We start from the raw sequence: 21,435 nt of genomic DNA on the forward strand, positions 1-21,435 counted from the left end.
CCACCGGCTCAGCCGCCGGAGGCACCCGCGCAGTCCGCGCACGTGCCGAAGATCTCGACCGTGTGCGCGACGTTGACGTAGCCGTGCTCGGCGGCGATGGCCTCCGCCCACTTCTCGACCGCGGGACCCTCGACCTCGACCGCCTTGCCGCAGGCGCGGCAGACGAGGTGGTGGTGGTGGTCGTCGCTGGAGCAGCGGCGGTAGACGGACTCGCCCTCGGCGGTGCGCAGGACGTCGACCTCGCCGGCGTCGGCGAGGGACTGCAGGGTGCGGTAGACCGTGGTGAGCCCGACCGAGTCGCCCTTGTGCTTGAGCATGTCGTGGAGCTCCTGTGCGCTGCGGAACTCCTCGACCTCCTGGAGGGCCGCCGACACGGCGGCCCGCTGCCGGGTGGCGCGGCCCTTCACGGGCGGTCCAGCGGTCGTCACCGGTACTCCTCCTCACGTCTGCCGTCTGGGGCTTGCCGGGCCATTGTGCCAGCCCGGCCGCCCGGCAGTCAGACGCCGACCTCGTCGGTGGCCCCCCGGGTGGCCGGAATCTTGCACTCCGCCGGATCCGCGGCGGCCTGCGCCGCGGTGACCGCCCGCGCGCGTCGCCGGGCCAGTGGTGCCGCCAGCACGGTGAGCAGGACGAACGCGCCGATGGTGAGCAGCACGATGGTCGCGCCGGGCGGCACGTCCTGGTAGTACGACGTGACCGTGCCGCCGATGGTCACGCTGACGCCGATGGCGACGGCGACCGCGAAGGTGGCGGCGAAGCTGCGGGTGAGCTGCTGGGCGGCGGCGACCGGGACCACCATCAGCGCCGACACCAGCAGCAGCCCGACGACGCGCATCGCGACGGTCACCGTCACCGCCGCCGTGACGGCCGTCAGCAGGTTCAGCGCGCGCACCGGCAGGCCGGTGACCCGGGCGAACTCCTCGTCCTGGCTGACCGCGAACAGCTGGCGGCGCAGGCCGAGGGTGACGACGACCACGAAGGCGGCCAGCAGGCAGATCGCGGTCACGTCGGACTCGGAGACCGTCGACAGCGAGCCGAAGAGGTACGAGGTGAGGTTGGCGTTGGAGCCCGTCGGCGCGAGGTTGATGAACATCACGCCGCCGGCCATGCCGCCGTAGAAGAGCATGGCGAGGGCGATGTCGCCGCGGGTCTTGCCGTACCAGCGGATCAGCTCCATGAGGACCGCGCCGAGCACGGAGATCAGGGTGGCCATCCACACCGGGGACCAGGAGAGCAGGAAGCCGAGGCCGACGCCGGTCATCGCCACGTGGCCGATGCCGTCGCCCATGAGGGCCTGGCGGCGCTGGACCAGGTAGATGCCGACGGCGGGGGCGGTGATGCCGACCAGGACGGCCGCCAGCAGCGCCCGCTGCATGAAGGCGTAGTTCAGGATTTCCATCAGCTCAGCAGTCCCGTGCGGATCGGTTCGGCGCCCGCCGGTGCGTGCGGGTGTACGTGGTCGTGGCCGGGCAGCGCGTGCTGGCCGACCGCCTCGGGAGGCGGACCGTCGTGCGTGACGCAGCCGTCGCGGAGCACCACCGCCCGGTCGATCAGGGGCTCCAGGGGGCCGAGTTCGTGCAGCACCAGCAGGACGGTGGTGCCGGCCGCGACCTGCTTCCTGAGCGTCTCGGCCAGCACCTCCTGGCTGGCCAGGTCGACGCCCGCCATCGGCTCGTCCATGATCAGCAGCTCGGGTTCGGCGGCGAGGGCGCGGGCGATCAGTACCCGCTGGTGCTGGCCGCCGGAGAGGGCGTTCACGGAGTCCTTGGCGCGGTCCGCCATGCCGACCAGGTCGAGGGCGCGGCGCACGGCCTCGTGGTCGGCCTTGCGCAGGACGCCGAAGCGGGCGCGGGAGAGGCGGCCGGAGGAGACGACCTCGGTCACCGTGGCGGGGACGCCGCCCGCGGCCGTGGTGCGCTGCGGGACGTAGCCCACGCGCGCCCAGTCGCGGAAGCGGCGCCGCGGGGTGCCGAACAGCTCGACCTCGCCGGCCGTCACCGGCACCTGGCCGATGACCGTGCGCACGGCCGTGGACTTGCCCGAGCCGTTGGCGCCGAGCAGGGCCACGACCTCGCCGCCGCGCACGGTGAGGTCGATGCCGCGCAGGACGGGGCGTGAGCCGAGCTCGGCGCGGACGCCGCGCAGGGATATGACGGTCTCGTCGCTCACGAGGCCCTCCAAACGATCGGAACGCTCACTTGGCGCCGAGGGCGGCCTCGAGCGCCTTGAGGTTGGACTCCATGACCGCGAGGTAGTCGTCGCCCTTGGACTTGTCGGTGATGCCCTCCAGCGGGTCCAGGACATCGGTCTTCAGGCCGGCGTCCTTGGCGAGGGTCTTCGCGGTCTTGTCGGACACCAGTGTCTCGTAGAAGACGGTGGTCACGCCGTCGGCCTTGGCCTCCTCCTGGAGCTCCTTGATCCGGGCGGGGCTGGGCTCGCTCTCCGGGTCGAGGCCGTTGATGGCCTCCTGGGTGAGTCCGTAGCGCTCGGCGAGGTAGCCGAAGGCGGCGTGGTTGGTGAAGAAGACCTTGGTGTCGGTGTTCGCCAGGCCCTCCTTGTACGCCGTGTTCAGACCGGCCAGCTTCTTCGCCAGCGCGTCGGCGTTCTTCCGGTAGTCGGCGGCGTGGTCCGGGTCGGCCTTCTCGAAGGCCTTGGCGACGCCTTCGGCGATCTCGGCGTACTTCACCGGGTCCAGCCAGACGTGCGGGTCGAGGGCGTGCTCCTCCTCCTCGGAGTGCTTCTCCTCGGCGTGCTCCTCCTCGGCGTGCTCCCCGCCCGCGTGGTCGTGCTCGACGCTCCCGTGGTCCTCGAGCGTCGTCAGCGTCGCCGCGTCGATCTTGGTCTGCACGTCGGACTGGGTGATGGCCTCGTCCACGGCGGGCTGGAGGGACTTCAGGTAGAGCACCGCGTCCGCCTCGCCCATCTCGGCGGTCTGCTTGGCGCTCAGCTCCAGGTCGTGCGGCTCCTGGCCGGGCTCGGTGAGGGTGGTGACGTTCACGTGCTCCCCGCCGATCTGCTGGGCGAGGTACTGCATCGGGTAGAACGACGCGACGACGTCGAACTTGTCCGTGTTGCCCGCCGCCGCGCTGTCGCTGGAGCAGGCGGAGAGGGTCCCCAGGCCGAGTGCGGCGGCCGCGGTGACTGCTATGCCGGATATGTGGCGTCGTCGTACGTTCATGGCATTCATTTTCAACAAATATGGAAACCGTTGTCAACAATGCCCGGTCACGACCGGTCGCGAGGCGGGGAGCCCCCCGATTTGGTCGGGGGGCAGTCCACGCCGGTAACCTGAAGCATTCTCTGGAAGCATCTCGCTTCGTCGCCCGTCGTCGTAATGAAGAGAGCACCGTGGCCGCCGACAAGATCGACACCATCGTCAGCCTGAGCAAGCGCCGTGGCTTCGTATTCCCGTGCAGTGAGATCTACGGCGGTCAGCGCGCCGCCTGGGACTACGGTCCGCTGGGTGTCGAGCTCAAGGAGAACCTCAAGCGCCAGTGGTGGCGCTACATGGTCACCTCGCGCGAGGACGTCGTCGGTCTCGACTCGTCCGTGATCCTGGCCCCCGACGTCTGGGTGGCCTCCGGCCACGTCGCCACCTTCACGGACCCGCTGACCGAGTGCACCTCCTGCCACAAGCGGTTCCGCGCGGACCACCTGGAAGAGGCCTACGAGGAGAAGAAGGGCCGCGCCCCGGAGAACGGGCTCGCCGACCTCAACTGCCCCAACTGCGGCAACAAGGGCACCTTCACCGAGCCCAAGCAGTTCTCGGGTCTGCTCTCCACCCACCTCGGCCCGACCCAGGACAGCGGCTCCGTCGCCTACCTGCGGCCCGAGACGGCGCAGGGCATCTTCACCAACTTCGCCCAGGTGCAGACCACGTCGCGCCGCAAGCCGCCGTTCGGTATCGCCCAGATGGGCAAGTCCTTCCGCAACGAGATCACGCCCGGCAACTTCATCTTCCGGACCCGCGAGTTCGAGCAGATGGAGATGGAGTTCTTCGTCAAGCCGGGCGAGGACGAGAAGTGGCAGGAGTACTGGATGGAGCAGCGCTGGAACTGGTACACCGGCCTCGGTCTCCGTGAGGAGAACATGCGCTGGTTCGAGCACCCGGCCGAGAAGCTCTCCCACTACTCCAAGCGCACCGCCGACATCGAGTACCGCTTCTCCTTCGGCGGCAGCGAGTGGGGCGAGCTGGAGGGTGTCGCCAACCGGACGGACTACGACCTCTCCTCGCACGCCAAGGCCTCCGGCCAGGACCTCTCCTACTTCGACCAGGAGGCCGGCGAGCGCTGGACGCCGTACGTCATCGAGCCGGCGGCCGGTGTCGGGCGTGCCATGCTCGCCTTCCTGCTCGACGCGTACGTCGAGGACGAGGCCCCCAACGCCAAGGGCAAGCTGGAGAAGCGGACCGTGCTGCGGCTCGACCCGCGCCTCGCGCCGGTGAAGGTCGCCGTCCTGCCGCTGTCCCGGAACCCGGAGCTGTCGCCCAAGGCCAAGGGTCTCGCCCAGGCGCTGCGGCAGAACTGGAACATCGACTTCGACGACGCCGGTGCGATCGGGCGCCGTTACCGGCGTCAGGACGAGATCGGTACGCCGTACTGCGTGACGGTCGACTTCGACACGCTGGACGACAACGCGGTGACCGTGCGGGAGCGGGACACGATGAAGCAGGAACGCGTGTCGCTGGACCAGATCGAGGGGTACCTCGCTTCTCGGCTCGTGGGTTGCTGAACGTCCGTTCCGGTTGAGGTACCAGGGGGCTCTGCCCCCTGGACCCCCGGGCCTGTGCCCACCCACCACCCGACTCGGTCGGGAGAGGGGTGGGCGTCTCGGCCGGGGAGCGGAGCGGCCCTCGTCATCGGCCGCCCGTGATTGGCCCTCGATACGGGACCCACAGTGGTCCTGTGTCGGGGGCCGTCGTGTCGTCAGGGTGGTGAGCCATGAGTATCGCCTTTCTGCTGACCACCCTCGTGGTCGTCGCGACCCCCGGCACCGGGGTCGTCTACACCCTCGCCGCCGCCCTCTCCCGCGGGCGCCGCGCCAGCGTCGTCGCCGCCTTCGGGTGTGCGCTCGGCATCGTGCCGCACCTGCTGGCCACCGTCACCGGGGTCGCGGCGGTGCTGCACGCCAGTGCCACGGCCTTCCAGGTCCTCAAGTACGCCGGTGTCGCCTACCTGCTGTACATGGCGTGGGCCACCCTCCGGGACAAGGAGGCGCTCACGGTGGGGGAGGACCGGGGCGGGCCCGTTCCGGCGGGGCGGGTGATCCTGCGGGGCGTGCTGATCAACATCCTGAACCCGAAGCTGACGCTGTTCTTCTTCGCCTTCCTGCCGCAGTTCGTGGACCCGGGGCAGGCCGGCGCCCTGCCGCGCATGCTGGTGCTGGGCGGCGTGTTCATGCTGGTGACCTTCGTCGTGTTCGCCGGGTACGGCGTCCTGGCCGCGTCCGTGCGCAGCCACGTCATCTCCCGGCCGAGGGTGATGGCGTGGCTGCGGCGGAGCTTCGCGGGGTCGTTCGTGGCGCTGGGGGCGAAGCTGGCGTTCACGGCCCGGTGAGGGGGCGTCAGCGGCCCTGGAGAGCCTTGACGTTGTCGCCGAAGGTCCAGTTCTTCGAGCCGTCCCAGTTGATCGACCAGGTCATCAGGCCCTTGAGGGCGCCGTTGTAGTGGTTCCACGCCTGGGCGACCTGGGACGGCGCCAGGTGGCCGCCGCCCGCGCCGGGCTGCGCGGGCAGACCCGGGACCTGCTTGTCGTAGGGGACGCGGATCGTCGTGCCCTGGATGACCAGGCCCCTGTCCAGGCAGTCGGTCTGGGCGGTGAAGCCCTGCACGGTGCCCGCCTGGTAGGAGTCGCCGGAGCAGCCGTACATGCTGCCGTTGTAGTACTGCATGTTGAGCCACCACAGGCGGCCGTTGTCCGCGTACTTCTTGATGATCGGCAGGTACGCTCCCCAGATCGACCCGTAGACCACGCTGCCGCCGGTGACGTAGGCGGTCTCCGGGGCCATGGTGAGGCCGAAGCCGGACGGCATGCGGGCCAGGACGCCGTCGATGATGCGGATCAGGTTGGCCTGGGACGTGGAGAGCCGGCTGATGTCGCCGCTGCCGACCAGCCCGGTCTCGATGTCTATGTCGATGCCGTCGAAGTTGTACTTCTGGAGGATCGGCACGATCGTCTCGACGAAGCGGTCGGCGACGGCGGCCGAGCCGAGGTCGATGCCGGCCGTCGCGCCGCCGATGGAGAGCAGCAGCGTCTGCCCGGACGCCTTGGCCGCGCACATCTCGGCCGGGGTCGCCACCTTCACGTCCCGGTCCATGCCGTCCTCCCACAGGGCCGTTCCGTCGGAACGGATGACCGGGAAGGCCGCGTTGATCACGTTGTAACCGTGGGCGCCGATGCGGGAGTCGGTGATGGGCGTCCAGCCGAACGGCGGGTGGACGCCGTTGGCGGCACCGTCCCAGTTCTCCCAGTAGCCCTGGAGCACCTTGCCGGCGGGCTTCGACTTCACGGCGCAGGTGTCGGCGGCGGCTGCGGGAGCGGCGGACGCGGTGGCGACCCCCGGTGGGGCGAGGACGGTGGCCGCGAGCGCGGCGGCGAGCAGGCGGAGCTTGCGGCGGATCATGCCGGGCCTCCCGGTGGGGGTCGGTGAGGTGTCGTAGACATGACAGTGGTGTTGGTCCAGACCTTTCGTCAAGAGGTCTGGACCGGAAAGTCTCCCGGGGTGAGCGCCCGAAGTGCGGGAACCCGGAGAAATGCGGAAGGTGAGGTTCCCAGGGTTTCCACAGCTTGCACAAGCTTGCACAGGCGAGGACGAACAGTCATGGCTGAGCAGAAATCGGCGCAGACGAAATCGGCGCAGACGCTCCCGAGGCCGTTGCACGCGGCCGCGTCGGCGCTGCGGAGGGTTCCGGGCGCGGAGACGGTCGGCAGGGTCGCCGAGGGCGCGCTGGACAGGATCGGGGCCGTGTCGCCGCGCGGGCGGCGTGCAGTCGTCTACACGGGGGCCGGGGTGCTGGGCATCGCCGGGTTGGTGGAGTGGCCGGTGGCGGCCACCGGTGCGGCGGTGGCGTGGCTGACGCGGCCACGGCCGCAGGAGTCGCCGGAGGCGGAGGCCGCGCGGGTGCTGCAGAACGGGGCGAAGGCCTCCGGCGGCGGTGTGGAAGGCGGCTCGGGGGAGGCCGGTACGGCTGGGACGAGTACGGCGGGAACGCGTACGGCCGGGACGAGTACGGCGAAGAAGAGCCCCGCGCGGCGGAGTCCCGCCAAGAAGACCGCGACCCAGACCGCCACCCGGAAGAGCCCGGCGGCGAAGGGCACCGCGAAGACGGGCACCGCCAAGAAGACCGCGGCGAAGAGCACAGCGGCTACGAGCAGCGCGGCGAAGAGCACCGCCAAGAAGGCCGCCGCCAAGAGCACCGCAGAGAAGAGCACAGCGGCGACGAGCACCGCGAAGAAGAGCGCGGCCAAGAAGAGTCCCGCCAGCACCGCTAAGAAGAGCACCGCGAAGAAGAGCACCGCGAAGAAGGCCACGTCCGGTCCTTCGCGCGGTGCGTCCTCCCGCGGCCGGGGCAAGAAGACGGCCGCATCCACCCGAAAGGCGGGCTGAGAGACAACGATGGTCGGTGGACTTCTGACGCGTTCCCAGGGCGCCGTCACCGGAATTGTGCTGGCCGGGCCCCGGCTCCTCGCGCGCGGCACCGCGCCCGCGGTGGGTGCCGCGGCCGGCGCCGTGGCGGGCACCGCACGGGCCGGTGTGCGCGGCGCCGACTTCGCGGCGCGCGCGGCACGGGTCGCCCGCGCCGCGCTGCCGGGCGGCACCCGGGACTGGCGGGCCGGGAACCGGGCACACCTCGAACTCCGGTCGGCCGCGACGGAGAAGGTGCGCCGGGCGGGCGGCACGGAACGCGTGGCGCGACGGGTGGCGGCGGCACTCGCCGAGCACCCGGACGTGGTGCTCGCCTACTGGGACACCGGTCTCGCCCGGTTGGTGGTGACCGCGACCGAGGAAGCACTCACCGACCGGGTGGTGGACCGGGCCACCGAACTGGCCGAACAGCACGGACTGACCCGGGTGGACCAGCGGGGCCCGGGCGATCCGGTGGAGGAACTGGCCCACCCCGGCGATCCGGCCTCCGTGCGGGTCGCCGCCACGGCCCTCGGGGCCGACATGCTGGGCATCGCCGCCGCCGTGACCGGCGCGCGCCTGCGGTTGCCGCCCTCGCCCCGCCTGGTGACGGCCGTGGCGACGCTGCTGCGCGAGAACCCGACCTTCCGCGCCTGGCTGCGCGAACGCCTCGGCGCCCACGGCATGGACGTGGCGATGGCCGCCGCCAACGCGGCCGTGCACGGCGCCGGCCAGAGCTACACCTCCCTGGTGCTCGACGGGGCGCTGCGCGTCTGCCAGCTGACGGAGGCGGTGGCCCGGACGGCGACCTTCGAGGTCGTGCACGACCAGCTGTGCGCCCCGGACCGGGTCAGCCTGCCCGCCGACCCCGCCCTGCGTCCGCCGCTGCAGAGCACCCCGGCGCAGGACTACGCCGCCCACGCCTCCACCGGCAGTGTGGCGGGCGCGGTGGCGACCCTGCTGGTCAAGCACGACGTGGCCGAGGCCGCCGAGGCGGTACTGGCCGGCTCGCCCAAGGCCGCGCGCTACGGGCCCGCCGCCTTCCACGCCGTACTGAGCGCCGCGCTGTCGCGCACCGGTGTGCTCGTGCGCGACCCCGAACGGCTGCGGCAGCTGGAGATGGCGGCCACCGTCGTCCTGCATCCGAGCGCCTTGCGGGCGCCGGAGGCGGGCGCGGACCCGTGGACCGAGGACGTACTGGACGCGGCGCGGCGCGCGGGGCTGCGCGTGGTGATGGTGGAGGACCCGGCGCTGGCCGACTTCACCGGTCTCGCCGACCAGGTCGTCAGCGCCGAGCGCCCGCTCAGGGACGTCGTGGACGAACTGCGCGCCGAGGGCGGCGTGATCACCGTCGTACGGCCCCGGCCGGGCGACGACGAGACGGTGCGGGCCGGGCTGCTCGGCGGGGACGTGGCCGTCGCGCTGGCCGACGCGGACGCCCCGGTGGCGTGGGGCGCGGACGTGCTCGCCCCGCAAGGACTCGCCGACGTGTGGCGGCTGCTGCGGTCGGTGCCGGCGGCCCGCGCGATCGGGCGCCGGTCGCAGACGCTGGCCCGGTCCGGGGCCGCGCTGTCCGGGCTGCTGGTGGCGGTCGGCGAGGCGCGCGGCAAGGGCAAGAACGGTGGCAAGGGCGGCTATTCGGCGCTGCCCGGGCTGCGGCACGCGCCCGTCGACGTCAGCGCGGCGGCGGCCCTGCTGTCCGGCACGCGTGCCGCGTTCGGCGTGGCGATGGCCCGCGCCCCGCACCCCCGGGCGCGGGTGGCGTGGCACACGCTGGACCCCACGGGCGTACGGGAGCGCCTGGAGCGGGAGAAGGAGCCGGAGCCGTCCCTCGCCGAGCAACTGGCGGCCAGGACGCGCGCGGTGGCCGACCGGGCGGGCCGCGTCCCCGTTCTCGTCCCGGTGAAGTGGACCTGGCAACTGGGACAGGCCGTGCGGGGCGAGCTGGACGATCCGCTCACCCCGGTGCTGGCGGTCGGCTCGGCGGCCGAGGCGATCCTCGGCTCCGTCATGGACGCGCTCCTGGTCGTCGGCGCGCTCGACCTGAACGCGCTGGTCGGCGGCTTCCAGCGGCTGCGGGCCGAGCGGGCGCTGTCCGGGCTGCTCGCCCAGCAGAAGCAGAAGGCGCGGGTCGCCGAGGAGGAGACCCACGACCCGTCGGCCGAGCCGCTCGTCATGGACGCCGCCAAGCTGCATCCGGGCCACATCGTCGACCTCAAGGCGGACGACGTCGTGCCCGCCGACGCCCGGCTGCTGTGGGAGGACGGCCTGGAGGTCGACGAGTCCGCGCTCACCGGCGAGTCGCTGCCGGTGGACAAGTGCGTGGACCCGGTGGTGAACGCCCCCGTGGCCGAACGGCACTGCATGGTCTTCGAGGGCACGACGGTGGTGGCCGGCCGCGCCCAGGCGGTCGTCGTGGACACGGGGGAGCACACCGAGGCCGCGCGGGCGGTGTCACTGGCCGCCCGTACGCCCTCGGCGGCCGGAGTGCAGGCCAGGCTCCAGGAGCTGACCCGCAAGGCGCTGCCGCTGACGCTGGCGGGCGGGGCCGCGGTGACCGGCCTCTCGCTGCTGCGCGGCACGCCGATCCGGCAGGCCGTCGCCGGTGGTGTGTCGGTGGCGGTGGCCGCCGTGCCCGAGGGGCTGCCGCTGGTGGCGACGGTGGCCCAGCTGGCGGCGGCCCGCCGGCTCAGCCGCCGCGGCGTCCTCGTGCGCACCCCGCGCACGCTGGAGGCGCTGGGCCGCATGGACACCATCTGCTTCGACAAGACCGGCACGCTCACCGAGAACAAGCTGCGGGTGTCGCGGGTGGCGGGCGCCGACGGCACGGTCCGCAAGGCGGCCGACCCGGACGCCGCCGACGCCGTACGGGTCGCCGCGCGCGCCTGCCCCCGCCTGAACGGCGACGGCGCCCGGCCCACCCACGCCACCGACGAGGCCGTCCTGGACGCCGCCGGGGACGACCCGGAGTGGGAGCAGGAGGAGGGCCTGCCCTTCGAGACCTCGCGCGGCTACGCCGCCGCCGTCGGACGGGACGGGGACGGAGCGCCGGTGCTGGTGGTCAAGGGCGCCCCGGAGACCGTGCTGCCGGCCTGCGCCGACCTGCCCTCGCACGCCACCGAGGTGGCGCACGGCCTGGCCCGCGACGGACTGCGCATCATCGCGGTGGCCAGCCGGCCCCTGCGCAAGGGGGAGAAGGCGGCCGACGTCCTCGAACAGGCGCCGGAGAAGCTGGAGTTCACCGGGATGCTCGGGCTGGCCGACGTGGCCCGCGAGACGTCCCCGGCGCTGGTGCGCGGGCTGCGCGAGGCGGGCGTACGGCCCGTGGTGCTGACCGGCGACCATCCGCAGACCGCCCACGCCATCGCCGTCGACCTGGGCTGGCCCGAGGACGCGGTCGTGGTCACCGGTGACGAGATCGCCGCCGCGGACCGCACGGCACGCTCCCGGATGCTGCGTGACGCGGACGTCGTCGCCCGGGTGGCGCCCGAGCAGAAGCTCCAGGTCGTCGAGTCGATGCGGGACGCCGGGCGGGTCGTCGGCATGGTCGGCGACGGCGCCAACGACGCCGCCGCCATCCGCGCCGCCGACATCGGCGTCGGCATCAGCGCCCGCGGCTCGGCCGCCGCCCGCAACGCCGCGGACCTGGTCGTCACGGGCGACGACCTGCTGGTCCTGGTGGAGGCGGTGCGGGAGGGACGGGCGCTGTGGCACAGCGTCGCCGACGCCATCGCCATCCTGATCGGCGGCAACGCGGGCGAGGTCGGCTTCGGCATCCTCGGCACCGTCCTCGGCGGCTCCGCTCCGCTGTCCACCCGTCAGATGCTGCTGGTCAACCTGTTCACCGACCTGTTCCCCGCGATGGCGGTGGCGGTGACGGAGACGGGGGACCCCGAGCAGGAGGACGCCGACGCGGGCGCGCCGCTCGGTACGGCGGTACTGGGCGAGCCCCTGATCCGCCAGATCCGGCACCGGGCGATGACGACGGCACTCGGCGCCACCGCGGCCTGGCTGTTCGGCCGCTTCACGCCGGGCACGGGGCGCCGCTCGACGACGATGGCCCTGTGCGCGGTGGTGGGCACGCAGCTCGCCCAGACCCTGGCCGACCGCCGGGGCAGCCGCCTGGTCCAGGTCACGTCCCTCGGTTCCGCGGCCGCGCTGGTCGTCCTGGTCCAGACCCCGGGCGCCAGCCAGCTCTTCGGCTGCACGCCGCTGGGCCCGGTCGCCTGGGCGGGCGTGGCGGCGGCGATCGCCCTGGCGCTGGCGGGGCAGCGGGCGCTGCCGCAGGTGGAGGAGGCGGTGGTGAAGTACTGGCCGAAGGTGGCGGAGCGGCTGCCGGCGGTCGCGCGGAGCGTCATGGCGTGAGCGCGGGCCCTGGGGGCCGGGGCCGGGGCCGTGTGTCGGCTGCGGGTGGGTGGGGCCGGTCGCGCAGTTCCCCGCGCCCCTGGGGCGTGCGGCGGGGCGGTGTATGGGTGAGGTGCGCTCCTGGGGGCGTGCGGCGGGGCGGCGTATGGAGGTGCGGCGAGTCGCAGAGCAGGCGCGGCCCGTGCGTACGGGCTTGGCGTCACGTGCCCGATCGGGCCGCCTCCCGTGCCTCCGGTGACTCCAGGCGCTCGGCCGTCCGCTCGGCCGTGCGGTGGGCCCAGCGGCCGTTGGTGACGGCGCCGAGGACCAGGACCGCGAGGCCGCAGGCGGCCAGGATCCACCAGCCGGGGCGGGCGGCGGAGACGAAGGTGTCGCGGTACGACGACGCGCCCACGCCCGCCGCCAGCACCGCGCCGACCACCGCCACGCCCAGGGTCTGGCCCAGCTGGCGGCTGGTGGAGGCGACGGCCGCGGCGACCCCGGCCTGGGCGCGGGGCATGCCCGAGACGGCGGTGTTGGTGATGGGCGCGTTGACGAAACCGAAACCGACGCCGAAGAGGACGTAGCCGATGAAGAGGGTGGCGTCGGACGTCTCGGCCTCGAAGGCGGCGAACAGGACCCCGCTCAGGGTCAGCGCGCCGCCCGCGATCAGCAGCGGCGGCCGCGGCCCCCGGGTGCCGACCAGCCGCCCGGACAGCGGGGCGCACAGGAAGGTCGGCACGGCCATCGGCAGCATCCACAAACCCGCGTGCAGGGCGCTCAGCCCGCGCACGTTCTGCAGGTACAGCGTGGACAGGAACAGGAAGCCGCCCAGCGCGGCGAAGGCGCTGACCGCGATCACGGTGGCTCCGCTGAACGGTGCCGAGCGGAAGAAGCGCAGGTCGATGAGGGGTTCGGCGCGGCGGGGTTCGTACCGGAGGAGGCCGAGCAGCGCGGCGAGGGCCAGCGCGGCGAACGGCAGCACCGTCGCGGGCCCGGCGTGCGGCGCCTCGATGATCGCGTATGTCAGGGAGCCGAACAGCACGATCACCATCAGCTGGCCCAGCGGGTCGGGGCGGCGGGCCTTCGGTGCGCGGGACTCGGGGACGAAGCGCAGGGTGAGCGCCAGCGCCACGAGGCCCACCGGCAGGTTGACCCAGAAGATCGAGCGCCAGCCGACCGACTCCACGAGCAGGCCGCCGACCAGCGGGCCGGCGGCCATCGATATGCCGACGACCGCGCCCCACACGCCGATCGCGCGGGCGCGCTCGCGGGGGTCGGTGAAGGTGTTGGTGATGATCGACATGGCGACCGGGTTGAGCATGGAACCGCCCACCGCCTGCATCATCCGGAACACGACCAGCCAGGACAGGTCCGGTGCCAGCGAGCACAGCAGCGAGCCGAGGGTGAAGACGACCAGGCCCGTCACGAAGACCCGCTTGCGGCCGATCCGGTCGGCCGTGGACCCGGCGAGCATCAGCAGCGCGGCCAGCACCAGCGTGTACGCGTCGATCGCCCACTGGAGGCCCGACGTGCTCGCGTCGAAGTCGCGCTGCATGGCGGGCAGGGCGACGTTGAGGATCGTGTTGTCGATGCTCACGATCAGCAGACTCATGCAGCAGATGGCGAGCACGAGCAGGCGTCGGCGGTGGGTGAGCTCGGGCATGGCCGCCATCGTACGCCCGTTTCGATAGTGCGGTTAACTAATGACCGATACATGATCTTCGGCCCCGGGGTACGGCGAGCACTGCCCCGCGTACGTGACAATGGAGGAATGTCCACGCCCACCACGCCCGCCCCCAGCACCACCGTCCGGCCGTTGCAGGTCGGCCCGCACACCGTCGCGCCGCCCGTCGTGCTGGCGCCGATGGCCGGGATCACCAACGCGCCCTTCCGCACGCTGTGCAGGGAGTTCAGTGGTGGCAAGGGGCTCTTCGTGAGCGAGATGATCACCACCCGGGCGCTGGTCGAGCGCAACGAGAAGACCATGCAGCTGATCCACTTCGACGCGACCGAGACGCCGCGCTCGATCCAGCTGTACGGCGTCGACCCGGCGACCGTCGGCAAGGCCGTCCGCATGATCGCGGAAGAGGGCCTCGCCGACCACATCGACCTCAACTTCGGCTGCCCCGTACCCAAGGTGACCCGCAAGGGCGGCGGCTCGGCCCTCCCGTACAAGCGGAACCTGCTGCGGGCCATCGTCCGCGAGGCCGTGAGCGGCGCCGGTGACCTGCCCGTCACCATGAAGATGCGCAAGGGCATCGACGACGACCATCTCACCTATCTCGACGCCGGCCGCATCGCCGTGGAGGAGGGTGTCACCTCCATCGCCCTGCACGGCCGCACCACCGCCCAGCACTACGGCGGCACCGCCGACTGGGACGCCATCGCCCGCCTGAAGGAGCACGTCCCGGAGATCCCGGTCCTGGGGAACGGCGACATCTGGTCGGCCGAGGACGCGCTGCGGATGGTCCGCGAGACCGGCTGCGACGGCGTGGTCGTGGGACGCGGATGCCTGGGGCGGCCGTGGCTCTTCGCCGACCTGGTGGCCGCCTTCGAGGGGCGTACCGACGCCTTCGCCCGGCCCAGCCTGCGCGAGGTCGCCGACGTGATGGTCCGGCACGCCACCCTGCTCGGCGAGTGGATCGGCGACGAGGCGCGCGGCGTCATCGACTTCCGCAAGCACGTCGCCTGGTACCTCAAGGGCTTCGCGGTCGGCTCCGAGATGCGCAAGCGGCTCGCGATCACCTCCTCCCTGGAGGCGCTGCGCGCCGGCCTCGACGAACTCGACCTGGACCAGCCCTGGCCCACCGGCGCCGACGGCCCCCGCGGCCGCACGTCCGGCAACAACCGGGTGGTCCTGCCGGACGGCTGGCTCAAGGACCCGTACGACTGCGCGGGCGTCGGCGACGAGGCGGAGCTGGACACCTCCGGCGGCTGATCAGCTCTTGATCGGGTGCGGGGTGGAGCCGTAGGCCGTCAGGAAGCGGTCGCGGAAGGAGCTCATCTTCCACACCGGGGCGTCCTGGGCGGGCTTGAGGCCCTCCGTCCAGTTCCAGTCGGCGATCGCGTCGAGCACCTTCGGGTCCTTGGCGACGATCGAGACGGGGACGTCCCGGCTCGTTTTGTCGCCGGTCACGCGCGTGATCGGCTCGTGGTCGCCGAGGAAGACCAGGACCGTGTCGTCGGTGCCGTAGCGCTCCAGCCACTGGGTGAGGCTGGTGACCGAGTACTCGACCGACTTGCCGTACTCCTCCTTGGACCGCGCGGAGTCGGCGATGACGTCCGCCGCCTCCTCGCCCGACTCCTCGATGCCGTCGAAGACCGACCCGTCGCCGATCTCGTCCCAGCCGACCAGCTCCGGGATCGGCGCCCAGGGCTGGTGGCTGGAGGTCAGGATGATCTCCGCCATCAGCGGCCGGTCGCGCTCCCTGCCGTGCTCCAGGCGCTGGAATGCCTCCAGCGCGTACTGGTCCGGCATGGTCGACCAGCTGAACTTCGGCCCCTCGTAGCCGACGTCGAACGCGTCGTAGACCTTGTCGAGCCCGTACCACTCCGCCTCCGGCCAGGCCTTCTGCACACCCGGCATGACGCCGACCGTGTCCCACTCGCCGGTCTTCTCGAACACCTTGGTGAGGGTGAGGTGGTCGCCGGCGGTGACGGTGCGGTAGCGCTGCTGGTTGTCGACCCACAGGCCCGACATGAAGGTGGAGTGGCCGAGCCAGCTGCTGCCCCCGTACGTCGCCGACGTCAGCCAGCCGCTCCGCGCCCGGTAGCCCGCCTCGGCCAGCGCCTTCGTGCCGGTGTCCAGCGTCCGGCCGACACCCGGTGCCATGACCGGGTCCTCGATGGCGCTGCGGCCGTAGCTCTCGATGAACGTGAAGATCACGTCCTTGCCGCGCAGGTCCGGCACCAGTTGCGCGCCGGGCGTGGCGCCGAAGCGGTCGGCCTTCGCCTCCTTCGCGAACGCCGCCTCGTCCCGCAGCGTGTCCACCACCCGGTGCGCCTGCGCCTCCAGCGCCCCGGAGGCGCTCCTGGTGGCCACCGGCACGCCGAAGGTCTGCACGCCCAGCGCCACGCACGTCATCCACACGGTGGCCGCCAGCAGCGCGCCCCGGGCCGCCCGCTCCCGGTGCGCGGCGAGCAGCTCGCCGAGCCGGACCGCCGCCAGCGCCATGAGCACCAGCAGGACCAGGACCCCCACGACCGCGCCCACCGCGGCCCCGGTCGCCGCCGCCCCGCCCATCGAGTCCGCCACGTACGACCGGGCGTCGTCGAGCAGGCCCCAGTCCAGGACGACGTTGAAGCCCCGCCCCAGGTACTCGGTGAAGCCCATGTCGAGCAGCTTCAGCACGGTCAGCGCACCGAGGCCGACGCCGAACAGCGCCGCCAGCACCAGGCGCGGCACCCGCGGCAGGCAGAGCAGCAGCACCGCCCCGATGACCGCCTCCGCCGGGATCCGGGCGAACCGGTTGGGCTCCAGGGCGACGAGGGTGTTCGGCAGGAGCAGTGCCCCGAGCACGAGAACGGCGGCGAGGACGGTCGTGGTCCGGCGGGCGGCGAGGGCGGCGCGCGGGTACCGGGTGCGCCAGGCGCGCCAGCGGGCCGGGCGGGCCAGGCGGGTCAAGCGGGCCAGGTTGGCCAGGCGGGCCTTGAGGGGCGGGAGCGCGGTGGGTTCGGGTGTGTCGGGGTCGTCGGCGGTCTGCGGTGGCCGGCGGAAATGCGTGGTGACAGGCACCCGAAGGTCCTTCCGTACGTAACCCGGTGGACGACGGGCCCGGCGAGGGGGCCGGGCCCGCCGTCCTGTCGTACGTTCGCCGGGAGCGGTGTGTTCACCCCGGGCCCGATCACGTCCGCATGGTGAAATCCGACGGCCTGTGGCAGCGTGATTCTCGCCACCTCTGATAGGGGTAGCGCTCAGATGAGCGGATCTTGAGCGATTCCACTTCTCCAAGGTGTGGCACTGAGTGCCACGGCTTGATCGTTCATCGATCGAACTCAAACGTAGAGAACAGCGCTCGGATGAGCGCTCAGCCGCACTTCCGGGAGTTCATTCGTTCAAGAAGTGAAAACACAACTGGTCGGTCGCTTGCCAAGCCTTGACTTTCGATCCGCTGGCGGACGAGTGGTTACAGGCGCATGACGCGCAAGTGGACGTACCCAGGTGCCTTTGATCTGGGTACATTCCTCGCCGTCAGGGCAGCCACCGCGTCCTCGAGGAGTCGAGACCCGTGTCGGAAAACAAAGAACACCAGGTAGCGAACGCGACGAAGTTCGTTTACGACTTCACCGAGGGCAACAAGGACCTCAAGGACCTCCTCGGCGGCAAGGGTGCCAACCTCGCCGAGATGACCAACCTGGGTCTTCCGGTCCCTCCCGGCTTCACCATCACCACCGAGGCCTGCAAGACCTACCTCGACAGCGGTGAGGAGCCGGCGGCACTGCGTGACGAGGTGAGCGCGCACCTCGACGCCCTCGAAGCGAAGATGGGCAAGAAGCTCGGCCAGGCCGACAACCCCCTCCTCGTGTCGGTCCGCTCCGGAGCCAAGTTCTCCATGCCCGGCATGATGGACACGGTCCTCAACATCGGCCTCTCCGACAAGTCGGTGCAGGGCCTGGCCAAGCAGGCCGGCGACGACCGCTTCGCCTGGGACTCCTACCGGCGCCTGATCCAGATGTTCGGCAAGACCGTCCTCGGTGTCGACGGCGACCTCTTCGAGGAGGCGCTGGAGGCGGCGAAGGCGGCCAAGAAGGTCACGGTCGACACCGAGCTGGAGGCGGCCGACCTCAAGAAGCTCGTCACCAAGTTCAAGAAGATCGTCAAGACCGAGGCCGGCCGGGACTTCCCGCAGGACCCGCGCGAGCAGATGGACCTCGCCATCAAGGCCGTCTTCGACTCCTGGAACGGCGAGCGCGCCAAGCTCTACCGCCGCCAGGAGCGCATCCCGCACGACCTCGGCACCGCCGTCAACGTCTGCTCCATGGTCTTCGGCAACCTGGGCCCCGACTCCGGCACCGGCGTCGCCTTCACCCGCGACCCCGCCTCGGGCCACCAGGGCGTCTACGGCGACTACCTCCAGAACGCCCAGGGCGAGGACGTCGTCGCGGGCATCCGCAACACCGTCGCCCTCGCCGAGCTGGAGTCGATCGACAAGAAGTCGTACGACCAGCTGATGCAGATCATGGAGACGCTGGAGAACCACTACCTGGACCTCTGCGACATCGAGTTCACCATCGAGCGCGGCCAGCTGTGGATGCTCCAGACCCGCGTCGGCAAGCGCACGGCGGGCGCGGCCTTCCGCATCGCCACCCAGCTCGTCGACCAGGGCCTGATCGACGAGGCGGAGGCCCTCCAGCGGGTCAACGGCGCCCAGCTCGCGCAGCTGATGTTCCCCCGCTTCGACGAGGACGCCAAGGTCGAGAAGGTCGGCCGGGGCATCGCGGCCTCGCCGGGCGCGGCGGTCGGCAAGGCGGTCTTCGACTCGTACACCGCCGTCAAGTGGTCGCGCTCGGGCGAGAAGGTCATCCTGGTGCGCCGCGAGACCAACCCCGACGACCTGGACGGCATGATCGCCGCCGAGGGCATCCTGACCTCGCGCGGCGGCAAGACCTCCCACGCGGCCGTGGTCGCGCGCGGCATGGGCAAGACCTGTGTCTGCGGCGCGGAGGAGCTGGAGGTCGACACCAAGCGTCGCCGGATGACCGTGCCGGGCGGGCACGTCGTCGAGGAGGGCGACGTCATCTCCATCGACGGCTCCTCCGGCAAGGTGTACCTCGGCGAGGTCCCGGTCGTGCCGTCGCCGGTCGTCGAGTACTTCGAGGGCCGCATGCACGCGGGCGCCGAGGACGCCGACGAGCTGGTCGAGGCCGTGCACCGCATCATGGCCTTCGCCGACCGCAAGCGCCGGCTGCGGGTGCGCGCCAACGCCGACAACGCCGAGGACGCGCTGCGCGCCCGCCGCTTCGGCGCCCAGGGCATCGGCCTGTGCCGCACCGAGCACATGTTCCTCGGCGACCGGCGCGAGCTGGTGGAGCGGCTGATCCTGGCCGACACGGAGGCCGTGCGCGAGGAGTCCCTGAAGGAGCTGCTGCCGCTTCAGAAGCAGGACTTCGTCCAGCTCTTCGAGTCGATGGACGGCCTCCCCGTCACCGTCCGCCTCCTCGACCCGCCGCTGCACGAGTTCCTGCCGGACATCACCGAGCTGTCGGTGCGCGTCGCGCTCGCCGAGTCCCGCCAGGAGCCGCACGAGAACGAGCTGCGCCTGCTCCAGGCCGTGCACCGCCTGCACGAGCAGAACCCGATGCTGGGCCTGCGCGGCGTCCGCCTGGGCCTGGTCATCCCCGGCCTGTTCACCATGCAGGTCCGCGCGATCGCCGAGGCCGCGGCCGAACGCAAGGCGGCCAAGGGCGACCCGCGCGCCGAGATCATGATCCCGCTGGTCGGCACCGTCCAGGAGCTGGAGATCGTCCGCGACGAGGCCGACCAGGTCATCGCCGAGGTCGAGGCCGCCACGGGGGCGAGGCTCAAGCTGTCGATCGGCACGATGATCGAGCTGCCGCGCGCCGCGCTGACGGCCGGTCAGATCGCCGAGGCGGCCGAGTTCTTCTCCTTCGGCACCAACGACCTGACCCAGACCGTCTGGGGCTTCAGCCGCGACGACGTCGAGGCCAGCTTCTTCACGGCCTACCTGGAGAAGGGCATCTTCGGCGTCTCCCCGTTCGAGACGATCGACAAGGACGGCGTGGGCTCCCTGGTCGCCGCCGCCGCGAAGGCCGGCCGCGCCACCCGCCCCGACCTGAAGCTCGGCGTCTGCGGCGAGCACGGCGGCGACCCGGAGTCGGTCCACTTCTTCCACGAGGTCGGCCTGGACTACGTCTCCTGCTCCCCGTTCCGGATCCCGGTGGCCCGGCTGGAGGCCGGCCGCGCGGCGTCGCAGTCGAAGGGCAGCGACCACCGGTAGGCCCCTGAGAGGGGCCCAGAGCCCCGGAGCCGCCGTCTGTCACCCGACCACCCTCACCGATCGGCGGCGGCTCCGGTTCACGGGAAAGGGCGGCACCCTGTGCGGGGGTGCCGCCCTTTGTGACGTGCCGTGCCTGCGTGCCGTGCCTGCGTGCCGTGCCTTTGTGACGTGTTCGATGGTGTGAATTCCTGTGTGATGAGCAGCAGCAAGCTGTCAGCGAAGTTTGAGCGCCCTGGCAGCGGACAGCGGCTCACACCGGAACGGTGGTTGGATGACCTCGACGGATCACAGGGAGACCGCCGGTACGACCGCCACGCGCGGCGGCGAGCAGGCATCCGGAGTGCCGAGTCCCCGGGCCGCCGCCGAGGCGAAGGTGCCCGAGGCCGGGGCCCCCGTCCGCAGGGACCGGCTCGCGGCGCTCGACGGACTGCGGTTCCTGGCGGCCCTGGCCGTGGTCTTCTTCCACTTCGTCGGCCAGGCGCCCTCCACGATGCAGACCATCTGGGGCCGCCCCGTCGGTGACGTGTTCCCCGAGGCCCACGGCTACTTCGCCTTCGGTCGGCTCGGCGTCGAACTGTTCTTCCTGATCAGCGGTTTCGTCATCTGCATGAGCGCGTGGGGGCGCACCCCGCGCGACTTCTTCATCTCCCGGGTCACCCGGCTGTACCCGATGTACTGGGCGGCCATCGCGATCACCGCGTGCGTGATCTACTTCGCGGACAACCCGTTCGGGCACCCGCACCCGCGCGTGCTGTTCGCCAACCTCACGATGCTGCAGACGCCGCTCGGTGTGGAGCACCTCGACTCCGTCTACTGGACGCTCTGGCCCGAGCTGTGCTTCTACCTCACCTTCGCGGTCGTGGTGTGGAAGGGCCTGACCTACCAGCGCGTGGTGATCTACTGCGGGCTGTGGACGGTCGCCGCGGTGCTGGCCCCCAGCGCCGACATCCGGCTGCTGACGCTGCTGGTCAACCCGCCGTCCGCCCCGTACTTCATCGCGGGCATGGCCTTCTACCTCATGTACCGCTACCGGCCGACGCCGCTGCTCTGGGGCATCGTCGCCATGTCGTGGCTGGTGGCGCTGCACTACCTGCTGACGCCCGACGGGGGCCGCCTCAACTGGGACTCCTGGGCGCCGGGGCGCGGCTGGCTGGTCCTGGTGATCACGTTCTTCTTCCTGCTGGTCGCCGCCGTCGCCCTCGGCTGGACCAGCCGGATCCGCTGGCGCGGGCTGACCGTCGCGGGCACGCTGACCTTCCCGCTGTACCTGCTGCACGACGCCATCGGCGTGAACGTCCTGCACCGCTTCGGCGACCGCGCCGACCCCTGGGTCGTGGTCGGGCTCACGGTGGCCGGCCTGGTCGCGCTGTCGTACGTCGTGCAGCGGTTCGTCGAGCGCCCCGTGGCGCGGGCCGCACGGCGCTGGCTGAGCAGTGCCGCGTTCAGCCTGAAGCCGCCGGCGCCCCGCCGCTGAGCGGGCGGGGACACCGGCGGACGGGCCACCGGC

At 71.9% G+C, this 21,435-nt stretch carries 14 protein-coding genes; 6 read left to right on the forward strand and 8 right to left on the reverse strand.

From position 1 onward, the window contains the following. Nucleotides 1-8: 8 nt before the first annotated feature. The 4 genes from RI578_RS26950 to RI578_RS26965 all read right to left on the reverse strand — a co-directional run bounded on the left by RI578_RS26950 (nucleotide 9) and on the right by RI578_RS26965 (nucleotide 3,178). Nucleotides 9-428: a Fur family transcriptional regulator gene (locus RI578_RS26950; RefSeq protein WP_121746930.1), complete on the reverse strand. Its 420-nt coding sequence runs from the start codon at nucleotides 426-428 to the stop codon at nucleotides 9-11. A gap of 68 nt (nucleotides 429-496) precedes the next feature. Then, nucleotides 497-1,399, reverse strand: coding sequence for a metal ABC transporter permease (locus tag RI578_RS26955; protein ID WP_310873481.1), 903 nt, complete (start codon nucleotides 1,397-1,399; stop codon nucleotides 497-499). Continuing rightward, a complete protein-coding gene (locus tag RI578_RS26960; protein ID WP_310873482.1) occupies nucleotides 1,399-2,169 on the reverse strand; it encodes a metal ABC transporter ATP-binding protein in 771 nt (256 codons plus the stop codon). Before RI578_RS26960 ends, RI578_RS26955 begins: the two co-directional genes overlap by 1 nt. 25 nt (nucleotides 2,170-2,194) lie before the next feature. Then, nucleotides 2,195-3,178, reverse strand: coding sequence for a zinc ABC transporter substrate-binding protein (locus RI578_RS26965; RefSeq protein ID WP_310873483.1), 984 nt, complete (start codon nucleotides 3,176-3,178; stop codon nucleotides 2,195-2,197). Between the two features lie 170 nt (nucleotides 3,179-3,348). Here RI578_RS26965 and RI578_RS26970 point away from each other — a divergent pair, with 170 nt between their 5' ends. Beyond that, on the forward strand, nucleotides 3,349-4,731 hold the full coding sequence (locus RI578_RS26970) for a glycine--tRNA ligase (protein ID WP_210962490.1): 1,383 nt from the start codon (nucleotides 3,349-3,351) through the stop codon (nucleotides 4,729-4,731). Between the two features lie 209 nt (nucleotides 4,732-4,940). Next, nucleotides 4,941-5,555 carry a LysE family translocator gene (locus RI578_RS26975; protein WP_310873484.1) on the forward strand — a complete coding sequence of 205 codons (615 nt, stop codon included), beginning with the start codon at nucleotides 4,941-4,943 and terminating at the stop codon, nucleotides 5,553-5,555. Nucleotides 5,556-5,562: 7 nt separating this feature from the next. On the opposite strand, the gene RI578_RS26980 is transcribed toward RI578_RS26975, so the two are convergent. Both RI578_RS26980 and RI578_RS26985 read right to left on the reverse strand, forming a co-directional pair. Beyond that, nucleotides 5,563-6,621 carry a chitinase gene (locus RI578_RS26980; protein WP_310873485.1) on the reverse strand — a complete coding sequence of 353 codons (1,059 nt, stop codon included), beginning with the start codon at nucleotides 6,619-6,621 and terminating at the stop codon, nucleotides 5,563-5,565. A gap of 371 nt (nucleotides 6,622-6,992) precedes the next feature. Continuing rightward, nucleotides 6,993-7,529: a hypothetical protein gene (locus tag RI578_RS26985; RefSeq protein WP_310873486.1), complete on the reverse strand. Its 537-nt coding sequence runs from the start codon at nucleotides 7,527-7,529 to the stop codon at nucleotides 6,993-6,995. An 85-nt stretch (nucleotides 7,530-7,614) separates the two neighbouring features. On the opposite strand from RI578_RS26985, the gene RI578_RS26990 reads away from it, so the two are divergent. Then, nucleotides 7,615-11,988, forward strand: a complete 4,374-nt coding sequence (locus RI578_RS26990) for a cation-translocating P-type ATPase (protein ID WP_310873487.1) — start codon at nucleotides 7,615-7,617, stop codon at nucleotides 11,986-11,988. A 199-nt stretch (nucleotides 11,989-12,187) separates the two neighbouring features. Here RI578_RS26990 and RI578_RS26995 read toward each other — a convergent pair whose 3' ends face one another. Beyond that, a complete protein-coding gene (locus RI578_RS26995) occupies nucleotides 12,188-13,633 on the reverse strand; it encodes an MFS transporter (RefSeq protein WP_310873488.1) in 1,446 nt (481 codons plus the stop codon). A 108-nt stretch (nucleotides 13,634-13,741) separates the two neighbouring features. Here RI578_RS26995 and dusB point away from each other — a divergent pair, with 108 nt between their 5' ends. Beyond that, the gene (gene dusB / locus RI578_RS27000; RefSeq protein WP_310873489.1) at nucleotides 13,742-14,908 is read left to right on the forward strand and encodes a tRNA dihydrouridine synthase DusB; all 1,167 of its coding nucleotides are present in this window, start codon (nucleotides 13,742-13,744) and stop codon (nucleotides 14,906-14,908) included. On the opposite strand, the gene RI578_RS27005 is transcribed toward dusB, so the two are convergent. Beyond that, nucleotides 14,909-16,705 (reverse strand): CDP-alcohol phosphatidyltransferase, encoded by a 1,797-nt coding sequence (locus RI578_RS27005; protein WP_310873490.1) that lies wholly within the window; start codon nucleotides 16,703-16,705, stop codon nucleotides 14,909-14,911. 493 nt (nucleotides 16,706-17,198) lie between these two features. On the opposite strand from RI578_RS27005, the gene ppdK reads away from it, so the two are divergent. After that, nucleotides 17,199-19,928 (forward strand): pyruvate, phosphate dikinase, encoded by a 2,730-nt coding sequence (ppdK, locus tag RI578_RS27010; RefSeq protein WP_310873491.1) that lies wholly within the window; start codon nucleotides 17,199-17,201, stop codon nucleotides 19,926-19,928. A gap of 271 nt (nucleotides 19,929-20,199) precedes the next feature. Further along, entirely contained in the window at nucleotides 20,200-21,402 is a 1,203-nt protein-coding gene (locus RI578_RS27015) for an acyltransferase (protein ID WP_310873492.1), read from the forward strand. Nucleotides 21,403-21,435: the final 33 nt, after the last annotated feature.

Origin of the sequence: Streptomyces sp. BB1-1-1 (assembly GCF_031597775.1) — a bacterium.
Taxonomy (GTDB): Bacteria; Actinomycetota; Actinomycetes; order Streptomycetales; family Streptomycetaceae; genus Streptomyces; species Streptomyces thinghirensis.

Bases quoted from the DNA above. Each gene is read 5' to 3' on its own strand.
- RI578_RS27015 (WP_310873492.1), top strand. From the start codon at position 20,200: ATGACCTCGACGGATCACAGGGAGACCGCCGGTACGACCGCCACGCGC.
- RI578_RS26975 (WP_310873484.1), top strand. From the start codon at position 4,941: ATGAGTATCGCCTTTCTGCTGACCACCCTCGTGGTCGTCGCGACCCCC.
- RI578_RS26995 (WP_310873488.1), bottom strand. From the start codon at position 13,633: ATGCCCGAGCTCACCCACCGCCGACGCCTGCTCGTGCTCGCCATCTGC.
- RI578_RS26990 (WP_310873487.1), top strand. From the start codon at position 7,615: ATGGTCGGTGGACTTCTGACGCGTTCCCAGGGCGCCGTCACCGGAATT.
- RI578_RS26965 (WP_310873483.1), bottom strand. From the start codon at position 3,178: ATGAACGTACGACGACGCCACATATCCGGCATAGCAGTCACCGCGGCC.
- RI578_RS26980 (WP_310873485.1), bottom strand. From the start codon at position 6,621: ATGATCCGCCGCAAGCTCCGCCTGCTCGCCGCCGCGCTCGCGGCCACC.
- RI578_RS26955 (WP_310873481.1), bottom strand. From the start codon at position 1,399: ATGGAAATCCTGAACTACGCCTTCATGCAGCGGGCGCTGCTGGCGGCC.
- dusB (WP_310873489.1), top strand. From the start codon at position 13,742: ATGTCCACGCCCACCACGCCCGCCCCCAGCACCACCGTCCGGCCGTTG.